Raw genomic sequence first — 19,184 nt, 5'->3', positions numbered from 1 at the left:
TTCTAGAACAGGGATTGTTGAAGGGAAGGATTTTCGTGTTCCAGAAGCCATTTTTTGCGCTCCAGGCCTCCTGCATACCCTGTAAGCGAACCATTACTGCCAATAACTCTATGGCAGGGAATTATAATCCATAATGGGTTTTTTCCGTTTGCAGCTGCCACTGCCCGAATTGCTTTTATGTCCCCCATCCTTTTGGATAATTCCAGATAAGAGATCGTGTTGCCATAAGGAATTTCATATAAAAGTTTCCACACTTTCTTTTGAAAAGCTGTGCCGGCGGGATTTAGCTTTAAATTAAACACTTTGAGATCTCCTTCAAAATAAGCTTTTAATTCTTGTACTGCCGGAAGTAGTAAAGAAGGTGTTTCTTCTGAAACCTTTTTAGTACTTTCAGTAAATCTTATTTCTGAAATGCCCTCTTCGTCTCCGCTAATCTTTACTGTTCCCAGCGGAGTCTTCAGGTGGGTTGTCTCCTTCTTCAGTAGTGTCTTCATTATCCTTACGTTGTATAAGCCCCAGCCTTTTTGCTCTTCGTTCCCAATTTTGTCTGGCCAGCAACTGCATATCTTCAATATTGTCGCTCTCATCCATTATTTCCAGTCCCAGGAGTGTTTCTATAATATCCTCCATTGTCACAAGTCCTACAGTATTACCATACTCATCTACAACTATGGACATGTGGGTCCGCTGCTGGACATAGATTTCAAAAAGTTCCGGTATTGGAGTACTGGCATTAGTGACCGAAATGTCACGCTTTAAAACCTTCAGAGGCTCACTACCTCTTTCTTCAATCATTTCTTCCAGCACTTCATCCTTGAGGATAAATCCGGTGATGTTATTCACTTTGTTACTATAAATCGGAATTCGTGAAAATCTTAGATTTTTGTGACTACGGTGGAATTTTTCAATAGTTGTTGTTTCATCTTCAGTAACTGCGACAGAAAATGGTGTCATTACGTCTTTTGCTTCAACCGATTTAAAAACCAGTAAATTTTTAATTACCGTGGTTTCACTTTCCTTTAGCATCCCCTCTTCTTCTGCAGCATCTGTAATGGCTATAAATTCTTCCGGGCTCATCGTGCTTACGTGAGCTGACTTTCCTATTAATTTTGTAAAAAGCATCATCAACCATAAAATTCCGGTATAACGAAGCGGAAAAATCATGATTTTTAAGGTCTTTGCAGTAAAGTTCCCTAAAGATTGCCAATAGGTTGCTCCAATTGTTTTCGGAATAATTTCTGAAATAATTAAAATAGCCATAGTCATAATAGCAGAAACTATTCCTACCGCATTTCCGCCATCACCAAAAGCTTTTTCGGCCTGGACGCCAACTAAAATCGCACCTACGGTATGAGCAATCGTATTAACTGTAAGAATGGCAATTAAAGGTTGGTCAATATTTTGTTTAAAATTTTGCAGTGTTTTGGCGTACTGTTTCCCATCTTTAGACTTAACACGTATGTAGGTAGGTGTAATGCTTAACAGGACTGATTCCAACAGAGAACAGAGAAATGAGAAAAAGATTGAAAGAACAGCATAAAGAATAAGTAATCCCATTGGTTTCCCGGTTGTTTTTGAGGTCCTAAGTTACCATTTCTTAGCACAACATGAAATAAAGAAATCCTAAAACATCTAAAAGCAAAGGCTGTTAATTCGTAGGAGTTAACAGCCTTATCTAATACCAAATAAATGTTTTTATGCTGAAAGACTGGTTTTAATAAGTTTTTCCCATTTAAGTGCAGTTGTAAGTCGGCTACCTACGTCCTCACTATCCCTGCCGTCTTCATCATAGAAAAGGATTTGGGAAGTCTTTTTTTCTACTCCATGAGCTTCCATAAGTTCAATACTTACCTGCATAATCTTCTCACGATCTTTAAAGCTTGATGGGTTTGGAATCACTTTCTTTAAAATCCTGCTGTCGCTTATATGTAACAGATCAATTATAGTCGTCTTATATTCATTGTCAGGTTCTATCGCAACAAGTTTTTTCTCGCGGGTATCAAGCCCTAGAAGGAGTGAGTTGGAAATTTCGGTATGGTCAAATTTTAGATTTTGACGTGCTCCTTCTTCATTTAGAATCTTTAATTGCTTTTTGTCTTTTAAAGATTGCAGGTATATTACATAAAGAATTGGCCCTACAAAGAGGAGTAGCAGAATACTGCCGATAATCACTGATGTTGTATCCATTGTTATGTTTTTTTAGTGAATTTGTAAGGCATCAGAAAATCTGACCGCCTTAAGCTGAATTGATCGGGATTCTCTTGTTTTATGAGATCCGGAAATATCCAGAATTTTTAAATGAATTTTTTGAGCTCTTTTGCTGTTATTAAAACATCAAAGGCGATTTTCGGAATTCATTTGTTCACCAAAAGATGTGGAATGGAAAAATTTGATTTTTAATCAGGCTTTTTTTATCCTGAAGATAAACCCAGGAGGCAAATTCTTCAAAACTTTTATCTGAAAAGAAACCGGGCTCTTTAAATTTTGACAAGAAGCCCAAGTCCACCGGAAAATATCTGGTGATCTCCGGAGATAAGTCTGCAGAAAATTCCTGAAAAAATAGTGAACGGTTGCTATGATTTGATTGAAGATTTTCGCTACTTCTGAATTCCGAAGTATCTTCTTCAGGAGCTAAAGTAAATGCAATAGCAGGAGTACTGAAGGTGCTGTAAAGCACAATCAGCAAAAATGAAAGGGCGCTATTTAACTTCCTGAATTTCACGGTTCAAATGTACACAGAAAGAGAATTCGTTGTACAATTTTGACCTATATTATTTTTGGCCTTTGCTTTCCTGAAGGGGACTGCAGAAAGTATTAAAAGTGATATATTTTCTGTTCATGTTCCCAGTAAACTTCAGCTATGAAAAAACCCTGCAAAAATAATGCAGGGCCTGTTTTTCCAATTTTCGATGTTTTTAATCAGGAAATTAGTTTTACTACGTCTTTAGCAAAATAACTCGCGATCATATTGGCACCGGCGCGTTTTATGGAAGTGATTTGCTCCAGCATCACAGCATCATGGTCGAGCCAACCCTTTTCTGCGGCAGCTTTTATCATGGCATATTCGCCACTAACCTGGTACACTGCAACGGGAACATTTACAGCATTCTTTATATCGCGTACAATATCAAGATAACAAAGACCGGGTTTTACCATAACGATATCGGCTCCTTCCTGGATGTCCATAAGCGTTTCCTTAATCGCTTCGTCCCGGTTTGCAGGATCCATCTGATAGGTTTTTTTATCCTTCGGGATATCTTTGGCGTCTACAGGAGCAGAATCCAGTGCATCCCGAAACGGCCCGTAGAAAGCCGAAGCAAATTTTGCACTGTAACTCATAATTCCGGTGTCATGGAAACCTTCATCTTCCAATAAGCTCCTCATTTCGAAAATACGACCATCCATCATATCACTTGGAGCGACAAAATCAGCTCCTGCTTTAGCGTGGGATAGAGACATTTCAGCCAGAACAGCAGCAGAATCGTCATTCAGGATTTTGCCGTCAGCAACAATCCCGTCGTGTCCAAAAGAAGAATACGGGTCCAGGGCAACATCTGTCATCACCAGCATTTCCGGCACTGCATTTTTTACAGCTTTCACTGCTCTTTGCATAAGTCCGTCAGGATTTAAAGCTTCGGTACCTGCATTGTCTTTTAATTTTTCAGGAACTTTTACAAAAAGCAAGACAGATTTTAATCCCAGGCTCCATAATTCCTTAACTTCCTTTTCCAACAAATCCAGGCTGTACCGGTAATAATTGGGCATAGAAGCAATTTCTTCCTTCACATTTTTACCTTCCACCACAAAAAGCGGAACAAGAAAATCATTCGGTGTTATTGCAATCTCCCTTACCAGGCTTCTAATGGCTTCTCCTGTTCTTAATCTTCTATTTCGTATTAGCATGGTTTAAGTTTTAAGTTTTCAGCTTTAAGCTGAAAGTTTGTTAATATGATTCTTTCTACCGCCTAATGACTATCGTCTAACGTCTTTTCTCTAAACCCACCTCCTCGGTTCCCTCAACACCTCAAGCAATTTCTCTTCTTCGCTTCCAGGTTCCGGATGATGGTCGTAAACCCACTGCACATGCGGCGGAAGGCTCATTAATATACTCTCTATCCTGCCGTTGGTTTTTAAGCCGAAAAGTGTACCTTTGTCGTGTACCAGGTTAAATTCCACATAGCGGCCTCTTCGTATTTCCTGCCAATTGCGTTGTGCTTCAGAATAAGGTAAATCCTTCCTTTTTTCCACTATAGGAACATAAGCTTCAAGGAAACTATCACCAACTTCGGTTACAAAATTATACCAATCTTCTATGCTCATTTCTTCGGAAGCTTTGCAGTAATCGAAAAACAAACCTCCGATTCCGCGGGCTTCATCGCGATGGGAATTCCAGAAATATTCATCGCACCTCTTCTTGTATTCGGAATAAAATTTAGGATTTGATTTGTCGCAGGCGTTTTTACAAACCTGATGAAAATGCACCGCATCTTCTTCAAAAAGATAATACGGAGTCAGATCCTGGCCACCACCGAACCACTGATCAATTGTTTTTCCTTCTTTATCATACATTTCAAAATAGCGCCAGTTTGCATGGACCGTGGGCACCATCGGATTCTTTGGATGTAGCACCAGGCTCAATCCGCAGGCAAAAAAATCGACTTCCCCTACTTTAAAATATTTTTGCATGGCAGGAGCAAGCGGCCCGTGAACGGCCGAAATGTTTACGCCGCCTTTTTCAAAAACAGCTCCATTTTCAATAACTCTCGTTCTTCCGCCACCGCCTTCAGCACGTTTCCAAAGATCCTGCTGAAATTTGGCTTTTCCATCTATCTGCTCCAGTTTTGAGGTGATTTGATCCTGAAGCTTCTCTATATATTTATAAAACTTATCCTTCATTTGGTAGTCTTTTTTTCAATAAAGATTAGTTTATCGCCTGTTTCCTGAAGCTCTTGTATATTTTTTACCATTATCGCATGCTCCATCATCTCTTTTAGAAGGTCGATAATTTGAATTTTTGAAGCTGCGCTTTCCTCAAATAGTTTTCTGCCTATTTGATTGTTGTGCAGATCCATAGCCTTTGCAAGTTCGGAATTAGGAATTAGGTTTTCATGTAAATCGGTAACTTTCCTGCTCCATTCCATCGCGATTTCCGTAGATATTGAAACTTTTTGGTACTCTTCGCAGAGCATATAATTCCACAGGGCATGCCTAAAGGCATTTGTCCGGTTGTTACTGTGATGATCGTTTCCAAAGAGTTGATCACAGATTGTTATGGTCTTTTTTGTGGCTTTAAAGGTTGGAACAATAAACTTCGGTTTCAGCATAAACACTTTTGACAGCGTCAATAGCTGCCGAAAACTGAAGTTTTTAAGGCTGCTCCAGATTGCCACTATGCAGGCCTGTATTCTTTGACCGCATCTACAAATGCCCTTGCATTTTCTACAGGAATATCCGGCAAAATCCCGTGTCCGAGATTAGCGATATAAGCATCTTTTCCGAATTCATTGATCATCTGATTCACCATTTTCCTAATATCTGAAGGTGAAGAATATAACCTTGCCGGATCGAAATTTCCCTGAAGCGTAATTCTTCCGCCACTAAGATAACGTGCATTCCGGGCACTACAGGTCCAATCTACACCCAACGCGGCAGCACCAGATTCTGACATTTCCTTAAGGGCAAACCAGCAGCCTTTTCCATAGGCGATCACAGGTACCTCATCTTTTAAAGCATCAATAATCTGCTGCATATATTGCCAGGAAAAGGTTTGATAATCTACAGGGGATAGCATACCGCCCCAGGAATCAAAAAGCTGAACAACGTCTACACCGGCTTGAACTTTGGCTTTTAGATATGCAATAGTAGTATCGGTAATTTTCTGAAGCAGAATATGAGCGGCTTCAGGATTTGAGAAACAGAATTTTTTAGCGAGGTCAAAATTCTTTGAGCCCTGTCCCTGCACGGTATAACACAGGATCGTCCATGGCGAACCGGCAAATCCAATTAGTGGAACTTCATCATTCAGCTCCTTTTTGGTCATTCTAATAGCATCAAAAACATACTGAAGCTCCTCGTGAACATCGGGAACATTAACCTGATTGACACCTTCCATAGTTCTTACAGGATTTGGCAGCCATGGCCCAACTCCGGGTTTCATTTCCACCTCGATATTCATCGCCTGCGGAATCACAAGGATATCACTGAACAATATTGCTGCATCAGGCCCAACCTGGCGTATAGGCATTACGGTAATTTCTGTAGCAAGTTCAGGCGTGCGGCAGCGCGTAAAGAAATCGTATTTTTCCTTTAGTTTCATGAAGTCCGGCAGATATCGTCCTGCCTGGCGCATCATCCAAACCGGCGGCCGTTCTACAGTTTCGCCTCTTAATGCTTTTAGTAATAAGTCGTTTTTGATCATATTATTAGTTTTCGTAGACCACCTCACAGGTTTTAAAAATGTGAGGTCTTATTTTATCGGCTCTTTAAAATTTTCACCGCCTGTACAATCACATTTTCTATACTCGGTTTTGTGGCGGTAATTATATTCTCTGTATGTTTTTTTGCTTCTGAAGCGGTCGTGTTGCCAATACAAAATACAATGGAATCCTTCAACTGATTTTCTTTTGTAAAACTTTGTACCGCACTCGGACTAAAAAACAGGATTCCGTCGAATTCCTGCCGAAATTGTTGAAAATTTAGGCTTGTCTTATAAACTTCAATTTCTTCAAAAGCGATATGGTTCTCTTTTAAAACTGAAGGAATTTCGTCCCTTCGTCTATTTCCGCAGAAAAAGGTAAAGCTTTGATCGCTGTAATTATTAAGGACGATATTTGCCAAATTTCGACCATCATCTGCGACTTCAGCTACTTTATAATTATGAACTTTTAGATATACTGAAGTCTTTTCGCCAACACAAAAGCATTTTTCAATCAAAATGTCCTTTTTTATAATAGCTTTTGCAGCATTTTTACTCGTAATGATTGCATTTTCAATAGAAACAGCTTCAAAATCTACAAAATCGATCTTAATAGCGTTATATTCTATAAATCCTAACCCTGAATTTAAAATAAGTTGCTTTTGAGAAGGAGAAAGCACTTTTGTGGATAGGATTGTTGGCATTTTTTACTTTTTCATAACCTTTTTGAATTCCAGCATCAGTTCTTTTCCGCCGTTATTCAGAATTTCTTCAGCACAGGCTGCTCCAAAACCTTCAATTTCATCAACAGGAACTTCTTTTTCTACCTCAAATTTTTTGCTTCCGTCTATGCTAAAAAGGGACCCTTTAAAATGCACAATATCGGCCTTTACGGTGGCAAGTGCACCAATGGGCGCAGTACAACCACCTTCTAATTTCTTCAAAAATTCCCTTTCTATATGTACAGCTATTTCCGTTTTTCTGTGATTTAAAACGGAAACCGCTTTTTGGCAAAATTCGTCTTTCTTTTTAACAACGATCAGCATCGCGCCCTGGGCAGGAGCGGGAATCATCCAGTTAAGATCTATAAAATTCTCAGGTTTTATATTGATTCTTTCGAGTCCGGCGGCGGCGAAAATGGCACCGTTCCAGCCGTTATCTTCAAGTTTTTGCATGCGGGTATTTACATTTCCGCGAAGATCCACAACCTTATGTGTGGGATATTTATTGAGCCATTGTGCTTTTCTACGTAGGCTTCCGGTGGCGATAGTTCCTTCAGCATTTAAAAAGTCAAGTCCTTTATGAACAAGAATATCGCTGAAATTTGCCCTTTTCATCACTGCACCTTCTATAATTCCTTTAGGAAGCGCGGTAGGAACGTCTTTCATAGAATGTACGGCAATATCGATCTCATCCTTGATCATGGCAACATCCAGGGTTTTCGTGAAAATCCCCGTGATTCCCATTTCGTAGAGTGGTTGATCCAGGTTGAGGTCTCCGGTCGATTTTACCGGAACCAGCTCACTTTCGTGGCCCAGTTTTTCCAGTGCGGCCTGTACCGTTTTTGCCTGCCAGAGGGCAAGTTCGCTATCGCGCGTGCCTATTCTAATTACTTTGTTCATTTCTGAAGCTCTTCAAGTTGAAAAACCTTCTGAATAAGTTCCAGGCTTTCATCTGTAGTATTGGAATCTCCTTTTAAATGATTAGCGAAATGCTTCATTATTTTCTGAATAATGCGATTGCTAACAATTTCTGCCTGCTCATCGTTGAAGTCGGCTATTTTTTTACGCTGAAAGTCCAGTTCGGCATCTTTCATCGTTCTCAACTTCTTTTTTAAAGCTTTTATCGTAGGAGCAAACTTCCTGGTTTCCAGCCACTTGTTAAAATCGCCTTCCACTTCAGAAATTATAGCTTCAGCTTGCGGAATAAATTGTTTGCGGCGCTCCAGCGTTTCATCAGTAATCCTGGAAAGCTGATCGAGGTGCAATAATTGCACATTTTCGAGATCGGCTACATCTTCCGAAACGTTCTTGGGAATAGATAAATCCAGTACGAGAAGATCTTTTTTACAGTAAATAAGTTCTTTGGAAATAGTTGGGTTCTGAGCGCCCGTAGCGACTATAAGAATGTCTGCTTTTCTTATCTCCGCCTGCAAATCTGCATAATCCTTAACAGTAAGACTAAATTTTCCGGCTATTTTCTCCGCTTTGTCTTTTGTGCGGTTAATAAGAGTAATATGATCGTTTTGCGTATGCTTTACGAGGTTTTCGCAGGTATTTCTTCCAATTTTCCCAGTTCCGAAGAGAAGAATATTTTTCTCTGAAACATTCTCTACGTTGTTCAGGATATATTGCACAGAAGCGAAAGAAACAGAAGTTGCCCCGCTGGAGATTTCTGTCTCGTTCTTAATTTTTTTGCTGGCTTGTATCACTGCATTCACCAATCTTTCAAGAAACGGATTTGCAACGTCAAATTCCTTCGAGCGCGCAAAGGCATGTCTTAACTGACTAATAATCTCAAAATCTCCTAAAATCTGACTGTCAAGACCGGTACCTACACGAAACATATGGGAAATGGCTTTCTTGTTCTTGTGAACGTAGGCCACTTTTTCAAACTCTTCTACAGTACCATGGGTGTGTTCACAAAGAAGTTTAATAAGCTGAAAAGGATGTTCAGCAAAACCGTAAATTTCTGTTCGGTTACAGGTAGAGGTTATCAGGATGCCGTCTATACCTTCCTCTTTGGCTTGCTGCAGCAACCTTTTCTTGGATTCGTCATCCAAACTAAAGTGTCCTCTTATTTCTGCATCGGCCTTTTTATAACTAAGACCAATTGTATAAAAATGTTTTCCTTTAGAAATATGATAATCTTCCATGTACCTGTTTAGGAGAATAAAGGAGCAAAAGTAATATATAGAAAAAGTATAAAGTAACGCTTGAGGTACTAAATGTGTCGATATATGATAATTATCAGTCAAAAGCAGAACAAAATATGAAAATACCGTACTTTTGTAGCTAATAGAAAGGGTTTTACTCTTCTAATTTGATTTGATTCTAAATAAAGAACGGGAAAAGCTATGGATGCTGAAGGAAAAAATACCGCTGGAAGTTTAACAGAGGAAATAAAAGTGGAAGAAGGGTTTTTCGTGCTAAAGTTTCAGAATGACTCAAATGAAACTAAAAAAATGGCACGGGATATCGACAGTAGTTTTATCCAGTTCCATTTTAGCGTGAAAGGTCATGGCAAATTTATGTTTAATAACAGCAGTTATGAGCTTCCATTAGTAGAAGAAAATTCACTTTTGCTTTACAATCCACAACGTAGTTTACCTTTAAACCTTTCACTTGCAGCAAATTCCTGGCTAATTTCGCTGGTGATTTCTATTAAAAAGTTTCACTCACTGTTTTCGCAGGAAGCCGGATATATCACTTTTCTGAGCAAGGAAAACCAGGACAAGAAGTATTATAAAGATGCACCGGTTTCACCGTCTATGGCTATAGTTCTAAATCAATTGATGAATTTTAACCTAACGCCTAGCATTAAAAATCTTTATTTTAAAGGGAAAGCGTATGAACTCCTAAGTCTCTATTTTAACAGGACAGAAGATCCCGATGTGGAGCAATGTCCTTTTTTAAGTGATGAAGAGAATATTCTGAAGATTAGGAGGGCAAAGGATATTGTCATTTCCAGGATGGCAGAGCCACCTTCTTTGCAGGATCTTGCAGAGGAAATTAATCTGAGTTTAAAGAAGCTAAAGGAAGGTTTTAAACAGATTTACGGAGATTCCGTTTATAGTTTTCTGTTTGATTACAAGATGGATTATGCCCGAAAATTGTTGGACAGCGGGGAATATAACGTTAACGAAGTTGGTCTTAAAATAGGTTACAGCACTTCCAGCCATTTTATTGCTGCTTTCAAGAAAAAATTCGGGACTACTCCTAAGAAATATGTGATGTCCCTGCCTACCGCTACGTAGTTGCGCTGAAATTATTTCCGAAGAAGAGAAGGTGGGGTTTCCTTCTTCTATGAAGCAATAAGAAAGTATAATGCACAAGCGGTTTGCTCCTCAAATTATAGTTCTATTTTTGTTCTGAAAATGAAAAATTATGAGCAAAGGTGTGCTTCTTGTAAATCTGGGTTCGCCAGATAGTACAGATCCTAAAGACGTAAAAAAATATCTGGGCGAATTTCTGATGGACGAAAGGGTAATAGATGTTCCTTACTGGGCGCGAACGCTGTTGGTTAAAGGAATTATTCTTAATACCCGGCCTAAAAAATCTGCGGAAGCTTATCAGAAAATCTGGTGGGATGAAGGTTCTCCCTTAATTGTATTGTCGGAAAGATTGCAGTCGAAAATTGACGAAATCACCTCTGTACCTGTTGCCCTGGCGATGCGGTATGGTTCACCAAATATTTTATCGGGATTACAGGAACTGCACGATAAAGGAGTAGATGAGGTGCTTATCTTTCCTCTTTATCCTCAATTTGCCATGGCCACTACAGAAACTATCCTGGTTTTAGCTGAAGAACTACGGAAGGAGCATTTTCCGGATATGAAATTTACCAGTGTGCCGGCATTTTATAATCATCCCGATTACATCCGGACTCTGGCAAACAGTATTTCAGAAAATCTGAAGGATGTCGATTTTGAACATCTTTTATTTTCCTATCACGGAGTACCTGAAAGGCATATCCGCAAAAGCGATATTACCAATTCCCATTGTAAAATAGACGGTTCCTGTTGTAAGACGCCCTCTACGGCACATCAGTTTTGCTACAGGCACCAGTGTTATGAAACTACGCGACTGGTGGCAGAATACCTGGAATTAAAAGAAAATACGTATAGCGTTTCTTTCCAGTCGAGATTAGGTTTTGATCCGTGGTTACAGCCTTATACAGACAGGACTATAGAAAGATTCGGGAATCAGGGAATGAAAAAACTGGCTATAGTTACGCCTGCATTTGTTTCAGATTGTCTTGAAACACTTGAAGAAATAGCTATGGAAGGCGAAGAAATATTTCATGAAGTTGGAGGAAAGGAGTTTACTGTTGTTCCTTGTTTAAACGATCGCCAGGACTGGGTGAATGTTCTTGGCAGGTGGATTGATGAATGGGCTTATCAAAAGCCTGTGGAAGCATAATGGCAAGAATAAATTCAGCAGCACTGGGAAATGAGCCGATTAGTAGATTACTGATTCGGCAGGCTTTACCGGCTTCGGTAGGCATCCTGGTAATGTCACTGAATATTCTTATAGACACTATTTTTGTAGGGAACTGGATTGGCCCCATAGCTATAGCCGCAATAAATGTGGTGTTACCGGTTTCCTTTTTTATAGCCGCTCTGGGTATGGCTATTGGGATAGGCGGTTCTTCTATTATTTCCAGGGCTTTGGGAGCAGATCAGCAGGAAAGGGCCTTAAAAACCTTCGGAAATCAAATTACGCTTACGCTCCTTCTTACCGTCACCATGGTTATCATCGGGTTGGTTTTTATAAATGAATTAATTCCGGCATTTGGTGGAAAAGGGGAAATCTTTAAACCTGCCAAAATCTATTATCGTGTGGTCCTTTATGGTGTGCCTTTCCTGGCGCTCTGTATGATGGGGAATAGTGTGATAAGGGCTGAAGGGAAGCCGAAGTATGCAATGGCAGCCATGATAATTCCTTCGGTAGGCAATCTTATCCTCGATTATATTTTAATATTTAAGCTGGATATGGGAATGCTTGGCGCTGCGTGGGCTACCTCAGCCTCCTATGTTTTTTGTCTTGGTTACGTGGTCTGGTTCTTTCTCTCAAAAAATTCAGAATTAAAAATAAGCTGGCCACATTTCGGATTTGATTGGCCTATCCTTAAGGAAATTTCCTCCCTTGGTTTCGTCACCCTTGCCAGACAGGCGGTGGTAAGTATAACTTATTTGTTGATGAATAACATTCTTTTTGATCTTGGCGGTGAGGACTCTGTTACGGTTTATGCCATTATTGGGCGAATGCTCATGTTTGCACTGTTTCCCGTACTCGGAGTAACCCAGGGATTTCTGCCAATTGCCGGATTTAATTATGGTGCAAAGAAATATTCCCGGGTCCGGAAAAGTATAAACACAGCGATTCTTTATGCTGTTATTTTGGGGTTGCTTGTTTTTACCGGAATAATGATTTTTGCTGAAGAAATCGTAGCGGTTTTTACTGATAATGCTACAATTATAGCAGAAACCCCAGATGCCATGCGTTGGGTTTTTGCAGCAACGCCTATCATTGCACTTCAGTTAATAGGTGCGGCATATTTTCAGGCGGTGGGTAAAGCTGTACCTGCTTTTTTACTTACGCTTTCAAGGCAGGGCTTTATTTTTATTCCGCTGGTTTTAATTTTACCGAGGTTCTACGGAGAAATAGGAGTGTGGATTTCTTTTCCGATAGCAGACTTGCTTTCAACAATAATTACCGGGTATTTTTTAAACCGGGAAATAAGAAAAAGACTCAAAGCAGACACTGTTTAGAAGCTGCTTCAGCGGATCACTTTTATTAGTTATATTTGTAGTAAAGCCGGAGATATGAATAAGGATAAGTTGAAAATAGAGCTTCTTCAAAAGGTTATTGCCTGTAACGATGAAAAGTTACTTAAAGAGGTAGATAATCTCTTAAAATCTTTTCCTTCTCAAGTAAATGAGGATACTCAACCTTATTCCAAAGAAGCAGGTGTTTCCTTTCTTTCAGAAAATCAGAAAGAGACATTAAAAAAACGTTATGAGTCGTACCTCAGCCATGAAAGTGAAACCAAAGAATGGTCTGATGTAAAAGCTGAAATAATGAAAAGACATGGCTTTTAAAGTCTTATTTACAACAGAAGCTAAAGTCGATATTGCAGAAGGTGTTGAATGGTACGAAAATAAATCAACCGGTTTGGGCGAAAAATTCTTACACGACCTGGAAGTACAGATAAATTATATTTCCCGGTTCCCTGAACATTTCCAAATTAGAGATACTGGTTTTTATGAAATTGGATTAGGTAAATTTCCTTACGTAATTGTATATGATTTCAGAAATAATAATGTTGTTGTTTTCGCTGTTTTCCACACTCGGCAAAATCCAAGAAAAAAATCTTAAGCAGTGATTGAATATTATAATTACATAAAATCACTTCATCTTATTTTCGTGATCACCTGGTTCGCCGGGCTTTTTTATATTCCGAGGTTATTTGTTTATCACATCGAAGCTGCACAAAAACCAGAACCGGAAAAGAAAATACTTACAGACCAATTAAAATTGATGTCCAAAAGGTTGTGGTACATCATTACCTGGCCTTCAGCAATACTTACCACCATTTTCGCAGTCTGGCTGCTTTTTCTAATCCCGTCGTGGCTTCAGCAGGACTGGATGCTGGTAAAGCTGTGTTTTGTAGTACTTCTTTTCGCGTACCACTTCAAAAGTCATTTAATTTTTAAAGAATTGCAGGAGGACGTCATCAAATGGACTTCTACGCAAATGAGGATATGGAACGAAGGCTCCACACTTGTACTTTTTGCAGTTATATTCCTGGTAATTGTCCGCGACGCCATCAACTGGATCTATGGAGTATTGGGAATTTTTTTTCTGGCCATAATGCTTATGCTGGGAATAAAACTATATAAAAAAATCCGCTCCCGTAAACCAAATGCTTAGACTGGTGCGATAATTGATTAATCCGCAGTAAGAAACTTTTTATGAGGCTTTTAAAACTCTCCTTACGTACGCGAATCTTTATTTCGATGATATTGCTGGTGCTGGGCGCTTCTATTCTTATTGCCGGTGTGACCGTTTATCAATACAAACAGGAAGCTGAAAATTACCATAGAGAACGGCTGGAAAGAAAAGAACAGGCAATAAAGGAAAACCTAAAGTTTGTACTGGCGAATACCACTTATCTCGTGGATACTGAAAATATTGCCCTTATTTTTAAAGAGCGCAATAAGATCTACGAAATGGCGCAGGTACACGAAATGCCGATTAATATCTATGATCTGGAAGGGAGATTACTGGTAAAATCCAGTGGCTATGCCTTTAGAGATACCACAGATAATCGTATAGAACCGCAGATAATTGACAAGCTTAATTCCTCCAGCAGGAGAAGGTATTTAAGAAAAACAGAGGTAAATGGCCGCAAATACAGATCGTCCTACAGCTATATTACCGACCATAAATTTAAACCTCTGGCTATCCTGTATTTGCCATATCTTCAGGATGATAGTGTTCTTAATCGAGACCTGAATAATTTTCTGATGCGAATGGGGGAGATTTATCTCTTTATGCTGGTTTTGGCAATTACCATGTCATATTTTCTTTCAAGGTATATCACGAAATCTTTAAAAATAGTTTCTGAAAAAATCAATCAGACCAGGCTGGATAAAAAGAATCAGAAAATCGAACTTAATAACGCCACAGAAGAGATTTTTGCGCTTGTTTCAGCATATAATAGTATGATTGATCAACTGGAAGAAAGTGCTGTAAAATTGGCTACGGGAGAAAGGGAGCAGGCCTGGCGCGAAATGGCTAAACAGGTAGCACACGAGATAAAAAACCCATTAACTCCAATGCGCCTGAGTGTGCAAAGTTTTGAGCGCCGATTTGATAGAAATGATCCTGAAATTGAACAAAAAGTAAAAGAGTACAGCGATACATTGATTAACCAAATTGATACAATGACTTCCATAGCTTCGGCATTTTCAAATTTTGCCAAAATGCCCGCGCAGCAAAATGAGACCCTCAACGTACCTAAAATTGTAAAACTTGCTCTGGATATCTTCAATGAGAATTACATTGTATTTACTTCAGAAAAAGAAGAGATTCTGGCAAAGTTTGACAGGACACAACTTATTAGGGTTATTACCAACCTCGTGAAAAATGCGGTGCAGGCCCTGCGGAATCAGGATAATCCTAAAATTGTGGTAAGCGTAGAGGAGGAGGAGGAGAATATTTGTATTTCTATATGTGATAATGGTTCCGGAATCCCTGAAGAAAATAGAGAAAAGATCTTTGAACCTAAATTTACTACTAAATCCAGCGGAATGGGACTTGGATTGGCTATGGTTAAAAATATTGTTGAAACCTATAACGGGGCGATTAGTTTTATTTCTAATCCCGATAAAGGCACTATCTTTAAGGTAAGATTTCCGAAATGGAAAGAAAATATTCGCTGAAATTAGCAGGAACAACCAAAAAAATGAGCTAAGATGGATTATAAGAACCTTATTGTAGAAATAGATGAAAACATTTTATATGTGACCATCAACAGACCTTCGAAATTAAATGCTCTAAATAAAGAGACCATCAAAGAACTTCACGAAGCCTTTGCCGATGCGAAGGAAGATGAAGAAACAAAAGTTATCATTTTAACCGGAAGTGGGGAAAAGGCTTTTGTTGCAGGTGCAGACATCAGTGAGTTTTCAGATTTTTCTCCGGAAGAAGGAAAGCACCTGGCGGCAGAAGGTCAGGCAAAGCTTTTTGATTATGTGGCTAATTTTCCAAAGCCGGTGATCGCGGCTATAAATGGATTTGCGTTAGGCGGAGGGCTTGAACTTGCCATGGCTGCACATTTTAGGATCGCCAGTGACAATGCAAAAATGGGGCTTCCTGAAGTTTCCCTGGGATTAGTTCCCGGTTACGGCGGGACTCAACGTTTGCCACAGCTGGTAGGTAAAGGCCGTGCCATGGAAATGATCATGACTGCAGGAATGATCGATGCTAATCAGGCGCTTCGGTATAACCTCGTAAACCATGTGACCACACAAGAAGATCTAATGGAATTTACTGAAGGCATGGCAGACAAGATTCTGAAGAATTCATTAGTGGCCATTAGCGCTGCAATACGGGCAATAAATGCCAATTATGAGGCTGGGGTAAATGGTTTTGAAGCAGAAATTGAAGAATTTGGAAAATGTTTTGGCACCGAAGATTTTGAAGAAGGAACTTCTGCTTTCTTAAGCAAGAGAAAAGCTGACTTTCCTGGAAGATAGATTTCTTTGAAACCGAATATTATATAAGGAATAAATCCATTAATTTGGATTTATTCCTTATTTTTGTTTTTATGGCAGAAGGAGAAATTATAAAAGGAAGAGGAGCACAGTTAAACATCCACAACAGGTTTGATACGCACAGCCATGAAACCCGGGACGACTTTCTCAATTATTGTGCTATGGAAGGGGACGAGGCTCATGATTCCAAAACTACTTTAATCGATACTTTTCCGAAGACCATAGTTAATAAAGTAAATAGTCCTGATGTAGGGATGGGCTATTCCTTAAATCCCTACCAGGGTTGTGAACACGGCTGTATTTATTGCTATGCCCGTAATTCTCACGAATACTGGGGATACAGCGCCGGACTGGATTTTGAACAGAAAATCCTGGTAAAGCGGAATGCCGTAGAACTGCTGGAAAAGAAATTGAGTAGCAAAAGCTGGAAGACAGAAACTATTGTACTTTCAGGAAATACCGACTGTTATCAGCCCATAGAAAAGAAACTGAAAATCACCCGACAGTTACTCCAGACATTTCTAAAATACCGGCATCCTGTGGGCATAATTACAAAAAATGCTTTGGTACAACGGGATATCGATATTTTAAGAGAGTTGGCTTCAGATAACCTGGTGAGGGTAAACATTTCCATTACTTCTTTACATGAGGAAACCCGAAGGATCCTGGAACCGCGTACGGCGAGTATTAAAAAACGGCTGGAAACTTTAGAGAAATTATCTGTGGCAAATATTCCGGTAAGCGTGATGATGGCGCCAATAATCCCTGCGATTAACAGTCATGAAATTATGCCGCTGGTAAAAGAAATTTCCGAAAGGGGAGCTGAAAGTGTGGGATATACTATTGTGAGACTTAACGGGGCAATAGGTCAGATTTTTACCGATTGGATTAAAAAAGCCATGCCGGACAGGGCAGATAAAGTGCTGCATCAAATCGAAAATATCCATGGCGGAAGTTTAAACGATAGCCGTTTTGGAACCCGCATGAAAGGCGAAGGAAAATTTGCTGAACAGGTAGAACAGCAGTTTAAGATCGCCAGGAAAAAATATCTGAAGGATCGTCTACGTACTCCCTTAAACCTGGATCTGCACGAGCAGTTTAAAGATGGGCAGTTAAAGCTTTTTTAGTTTTCTGTATGTTTTTTACAAGACTGAAAATTTTAATAACTTAAGCTGAAATTGAAAGAATTATGCCCGAATTACCTGAAGTCGCTTATCAAAAGAAGTATGTAGATGCGACTGCGCTCCATAAGAAAGTTGTCAAAATGGATTTTGGTGCAAAGAAGTTATTCCAGTCTTCGCAAAAGGATTTTGAAAATGCTGTTTTGAACAAAAAGATCTCCGGAACCCAGCAATTGGGAAAATATTTGTTTTTAAATATAACTTCAGGAAAAGAGCTGGTGCTTCATTTTGGCATGTCCGGAAAAATGGAATTTTATCAGCATGATGAGGTTCCAAAACACGCCCAGCTTACGCTCTTTTTTGAAGATAATTCCCGGTTGTCCTTCGTTTGTCCACGTAAATTCGGAAAAATCTATTTAGCTGAAGGAATAGAAGATTTCCAGAAGAAAAATTCATTGGGAAATCATGCGCTGGATGTAAAAGAAGAGGAATTTATCAAACTGCTTCAGGATAAAAAAGGAAGCATAAAAAGTGCATTAACAGATCAGCACATTATTGCGGGAATTGGCAATTTATATGCCGATGAAATCCTTTTTCAGTGTAAAATTCATCCCAAAACAAGTACAGCGAAGCTTTCTGATAAGGAGATTAAGTGTTTGTTCGAAAAAATGGAAAAAATTCTGAAAAAAGTGACTAAAAGCAAGACTGAAGATTCTAAACTACCTGAAAATTATCTCACAAGCCACCGGAAAGAAGGAGCAGACTGTCCAGATTGTAAGGGTAAGGTAGAAATGATGAAAGTCTCCGGGAGGAGCACCTATTTTTGCCCAGATTGCCAGGTTAAAAAATAATTCACATTACCAGAATATCAAATGCAAAGAGAGTTTAGTCACAAAAATTAGTGAAGGTCGATAATTGGCAATTTTCATGCCTCACCATTCCACTCTTTATAGAATTGATCGAGGAAAAGCTCCATAAACTTATGCCTTTCTGCAGCGATTTTGCGGCCGGTTTCCGTGTTCATCCTGTCTTTAAGTAAAAGCAGTTTTTCATAGAAATGATTAATGGTAGGCGCATTGGAAGCTTTGTATTCTTCTTTGGTCATGTTGAGGTTCGGTTCAATTTCGGGATCATACAAACCTCTGCCTTTAAATCCGCCATAATTAAAAGTCCGTGCAATCCCAATAGCTCCAATTGCATCCAGCCTGTCTGCGTCCTGAACGATATCCAGCTCTATAGAACTAAAGTCCCTCGCTACATTTCCGCCTTTAAATGAAATATTTTCGATTATTTTTATCACGTGTTGAATTACTTCAGAAGAAACCTTTTGTGATTTTAGAAAATCTTCTGCTACTTTAGGGCCAACACTTTCATCACCATTATGAAATTTGGAGTCGGCAATATCATGTAGGAGCGCCCCCAGGGCGATAACAAGATGATTAGCATCTTCTCCTTCAGCAATAAGTTTTGCATTATTAAAAACCCTTTGAATGTGAAACCAGTCGTGGCCACCTTCGGCACCTTTTAAAGTTTCTTTTACAAATACTGTGGTATTTTCTATAATTCCGGTTTCTTGTGAGGTCATTAATTTGTGTTACAAACCCACAGGTTTTTAAATCTGTGAAGTTTAGCGGATTAGTAAAAT

The 19,184-nt window shown here is 39.3% G+C and carries 22 protein-coding genes; 10 read left to right on the top strand and 12 right to left on the bottom strand.

Going from position 1 to position 19,184, the window contains the following annotated elements; genetic code table 11:
- Positions 1 to 2: 2 nt before the first annotated feature.
- From RM541_RS03720 to hemA, 11 genes are all read right to left on the bottom strand, one after another.
- Positions 3 to 494: a methylated-DNA--[protein]-cysteine S-methyltransferase gene (locus RM541_RS03720; protein ID WP_311498877.1), complete on the bottom strand. Its 492-nt coding sequence runs from the start codon at positions 492 to 494 to the stop codon at positions 3 to 5.
- Positions 430 to 1,557 (bottom strand): CNNM domain-containing protein, encoded by a 1,128-nt coding sequence (locus tag RM541_RS03715; RefSeq protein WP_311498876.1) that lies wholly within the window; start codon positions 1,555 to 1,557, stop codon positions 430 to 432. Before RM541_RS03715 ends, RM541_RS03720 begins: the two co-directional genes overlap by 65 nt.
- A gap of 138 nt (positions 1,558 to 1,695) precedes the next feature.
- Positions 1,696 to 2,187: a hypothetical protein gene (locus tag RM541_RS03710; protein ID WP_311498875.1), complete on the bottom strand. Its 492-nt coding sequence runs from the start codon at positions 2,185 to 2,187 to the stop codon at positions 1,696 to 1,698.
- Positions 2,188 to 2,362: 175 nt separating this feature from the next.
- Positions 2,363 to 2,686: a hypothetical protein gene (locus tag RM541_RS03705; protein WP_311498874.1), complete on the bottom strand. Its 324-nt coding sequence runs from the start codon at positions 2,684 to 2,686 to the stop codon at positions 2,363 to 2,365.
- Positions 2,687 to 2,919: 233 nt separating this feature from the next.
- Positions 2,920 to 3,903 carry a porphobilinogen synthase gene (gene hemB, locus RM541_RS03700; protein ID WP_311498873.1) on the bottom strand — a complete coding sequence of 328 codons (984 nt, stop codon included), beginning with the start codon at positions 3,901 to 3,903 and terminating at the stop codon, positions 2,920 to 2,922.
- Between the two features lie 90 nt (positions 3,904 to 3,993).
- Positions 3,994 to 4,896 (bottom strand): oxygen-dependent coproporphyrinogen oxidase, encoded by a 903-nt coding sequence (gene hemF / locus RM541_RS03695; RefSeq protein ID WP_311498872.1) that lies wholly within the window; start codon positions 4,894 to 4,896, stop codon positions 3,994 to 3,996.
- Complete coding sequence (locus RM541_RS03690; RefSeq protein WP_311498871.1) at positions 4,893 to 5,324, bottom strand: DUF6973 domain-containing protein; 432 nt, start codon at positions 5,322 to 5,324, stop codon at positions 4,893 to 4,895. The genes hemF and RM541_RS03690 overlap by 4 nt, the downstream gene beginning before the upstream one ends.
- A 65-nt stretch (positions 5,325 to 5,389) precedes the next feature.
- Positions 5,390 to 6,418, bottom strand: a complete 1,029-nt coding sequence (hemE, locus tag RM541_RS03685) for a uroporphyrinogen decarboxylase (protein ID WP_311498870.1) — start codon at positions 6,416 to 6,418, stop codon at positions 5,390 to 5,392.
- Positions 6,419 to 6,471: 53 nt separating this feature from the next.
- The gene (locus RM541_RS03680; protein WP_311498869.1) at positions 6,472 to 7,119 is read right to left on the bottom strand and encodes a uroporphyrinogen-III synthase; all 648 of its coding nucleotides are present in this window, start codon (positions 7,117 to 7,119) and stop codon (positions 6,472 to 6,474) included.
- 3 nt (positions 7,120 to 7,122) lie between these two features.
- Positions 7,123 to 8,037: a hydroxymethylbilane synthase gene (gene hemC / locus RM541_RS03675; protein WP_311498868.1), complete on the bottom strand. Its 915-nt coding sequence runs from the start codon at positions 8,035 to 8,037 to the stop codon at positions 7,123 to 7,125.
- Positions 8,034 to 9,290, bottom strand: a complete 1,257-nt coding sequence (gene hemA, locus RM541_RS03670) for a glutamyl-tRNA reductase (protein ID WP_311498867.1) — start codon at positions 9,288 to 9,290, stop codon at positions 8,034 to 8,036. The genes hemC and hemA overlap by 4 nt, the downstream gene beginning before the upstream one ends.
- Before the next feature lie 201 nt (positions 9,291 to 9,491).
- On the opposite strand from hemA, the gene RM541_RS03665 reads away from it, so the two are divergent.
- The 10 genes from RM541_RS03665 (at position 9,492) to RM541_RS03620 (ending at position 18,390) form a co-directional block, all read left to right on the top strand.
- The gene (locus RM541_RS03665) at positions 9,492 to 10,391 is read left to right on the top strand and encodes an AraC family transcriptional regulator (RefSeq protein ID WP_311498866.1); all 900 of its coding nucleotides are present in this window, start codon (positions 9,492 to 9,494) and stop codon (positions 10,389 to 10,391) included.
- 130 nt (positions 10,392 to 10,521) lie between these two features.
- On the top strand, positions 10,522 to 11,556 hold the full coding sequence (hemH, locus tag RM541_RS03660) for a ferrochelatase (protein ID WP_311498865.1): 1,035 nt from the start codon (positions 10,522 to 10,524) through the stop codon (positions 11,554 to 11,556).
- Positions 11,556 to 12,908 (top strand): MATE family efflux transporter, encoded by a 1,353-nt coding sequence (locus tag RM541_RS03655; RefSeq protein ID WP_311498864.1) that lies wholly within the window; start codon positions 11,556 to 11,558, stop codon positions 12,906 to 12,908. The genes hemH and RM541_RS03655 overlap by 1 nt, the downstream gene beginning before the upstream one ends.
- A gap of 54 nt (positions 12,909 to 12,962) precedes the next feature.
- On the top strand, positions 12,963 to 13,238 hold the full coding sequence (locus RM541_RS03650; protein ID WP_311498863.1) for a hypothetical protein: 276 nt from the start codon (positions 12,963 to 12,965) through the stop codon (positions 13,236 to 13,238).
- Positions 13,228 to 13,515, top strand: coding sequence for a type II toxin-antitoxin system RelE/ParE family toxin (locus tag RM541_RS03645; protein WP_311498862.1), 288 nt, complete (start codon positions 13,228 to 13,230; stop codon positions 13,513 to 13,515). Before RM541_RS03650 ends, RM541_RS03645 begins: the two co-directional genes overlap by 11 nt.
- A 6-nt stretch (positions 13,516 to 13,521) precedes the next feature.
- Positions 13,522 to 14,070, top strand: coding sequence for a CopD family protein (locus tag RM541_RS03640; RefSeq protein ID WP_311498969.1), 549 nt, complete (start codon positions 13,522 to 13,524; stop codon positions 14,068 to 14,070).
- 41 nt (positions 14,071 to 14,111) lie between these two features.
- Positions 14,112 to 15,584, top strand: coding sequence for an ATP-binding protein (locus tag RM541_RS03635; RefSeq protein ID WP_311498861.1), 1,473 nt, complete (start codon positions 14,112 to 14,114; stop codon positions 15,582 to 15,584).
- Positions 15,585 to 15,617: 33 nt separating this feature from the next.
- Positions 15,618 to 16,400 (top strand): enoyl-CoA hydratase/isomerase family protein, encoded by a 783-nt coding sequence (locus RM541_RS03630; RefSeq protein WP_311498860.1) that lies wholly within the window; start codon positions 15,618 to 15,620, stop codon positions 16,398 to 16,400.
- Between the two features lie 71 nt (positions 16,401 to 16,471).
- Complete coding sequence (locus RM541_RS03625) at positions 16,472 to 17,545, top strand: PA0069 family radical SAM protein (RefSeq protein ID WP_311498968.1); 1,074 nt, start codon at positions 16,472 to 16,474, stop codon at positions 17,543 to 17,545.
- A gap of 62 nt (positions 17,546 to 17,607) precedes the next feature.
- Positions 17,608 to 18,390: an Fpg/Nei family DNA glycosylase gene (locus RM541_RS03620; protein ID WP_311498859.1), complete on the top strand. Its 783-nt coding sequence runs from the start codon at positions 17,608 to 17,610 to the stop codon at positions 18,388 to 18,390.
- Positions 18,391 to 18,464: 74 nt separating this feature from the next.
- Here RM541_RS03620 and RM541_RS03615 read toward each other — a convergent pair whose 3' ends face one another.
- A complete protein-coding gene (locus RM541_RS03615; protein ID WP_311498858.1) occupies positions 18,465 to 19,124 on the bottom strand; it encodes an HD domain-containing protein in 660 nt (219 codons plus the stop codon).
- Positions 19,125 to 19,184: the final 60 nt, after the last annotated feature.

Origin of the sequence: Autumnicola psychrophila (assembly GCF_031846645.1) — a bacterium.
Taxonomy (GTDB): domain Bacteria; phylum Bacteroidota; class Bacteroidia; order Flavobacteriales; family Flavobacteriaceae; genus Autumnicola; species Autumnicola psychrophila.
Note: the sequence above shows the minus strand (reverse complement) of the source record. Positions and strands in the feature narration are given on the sequence as shown.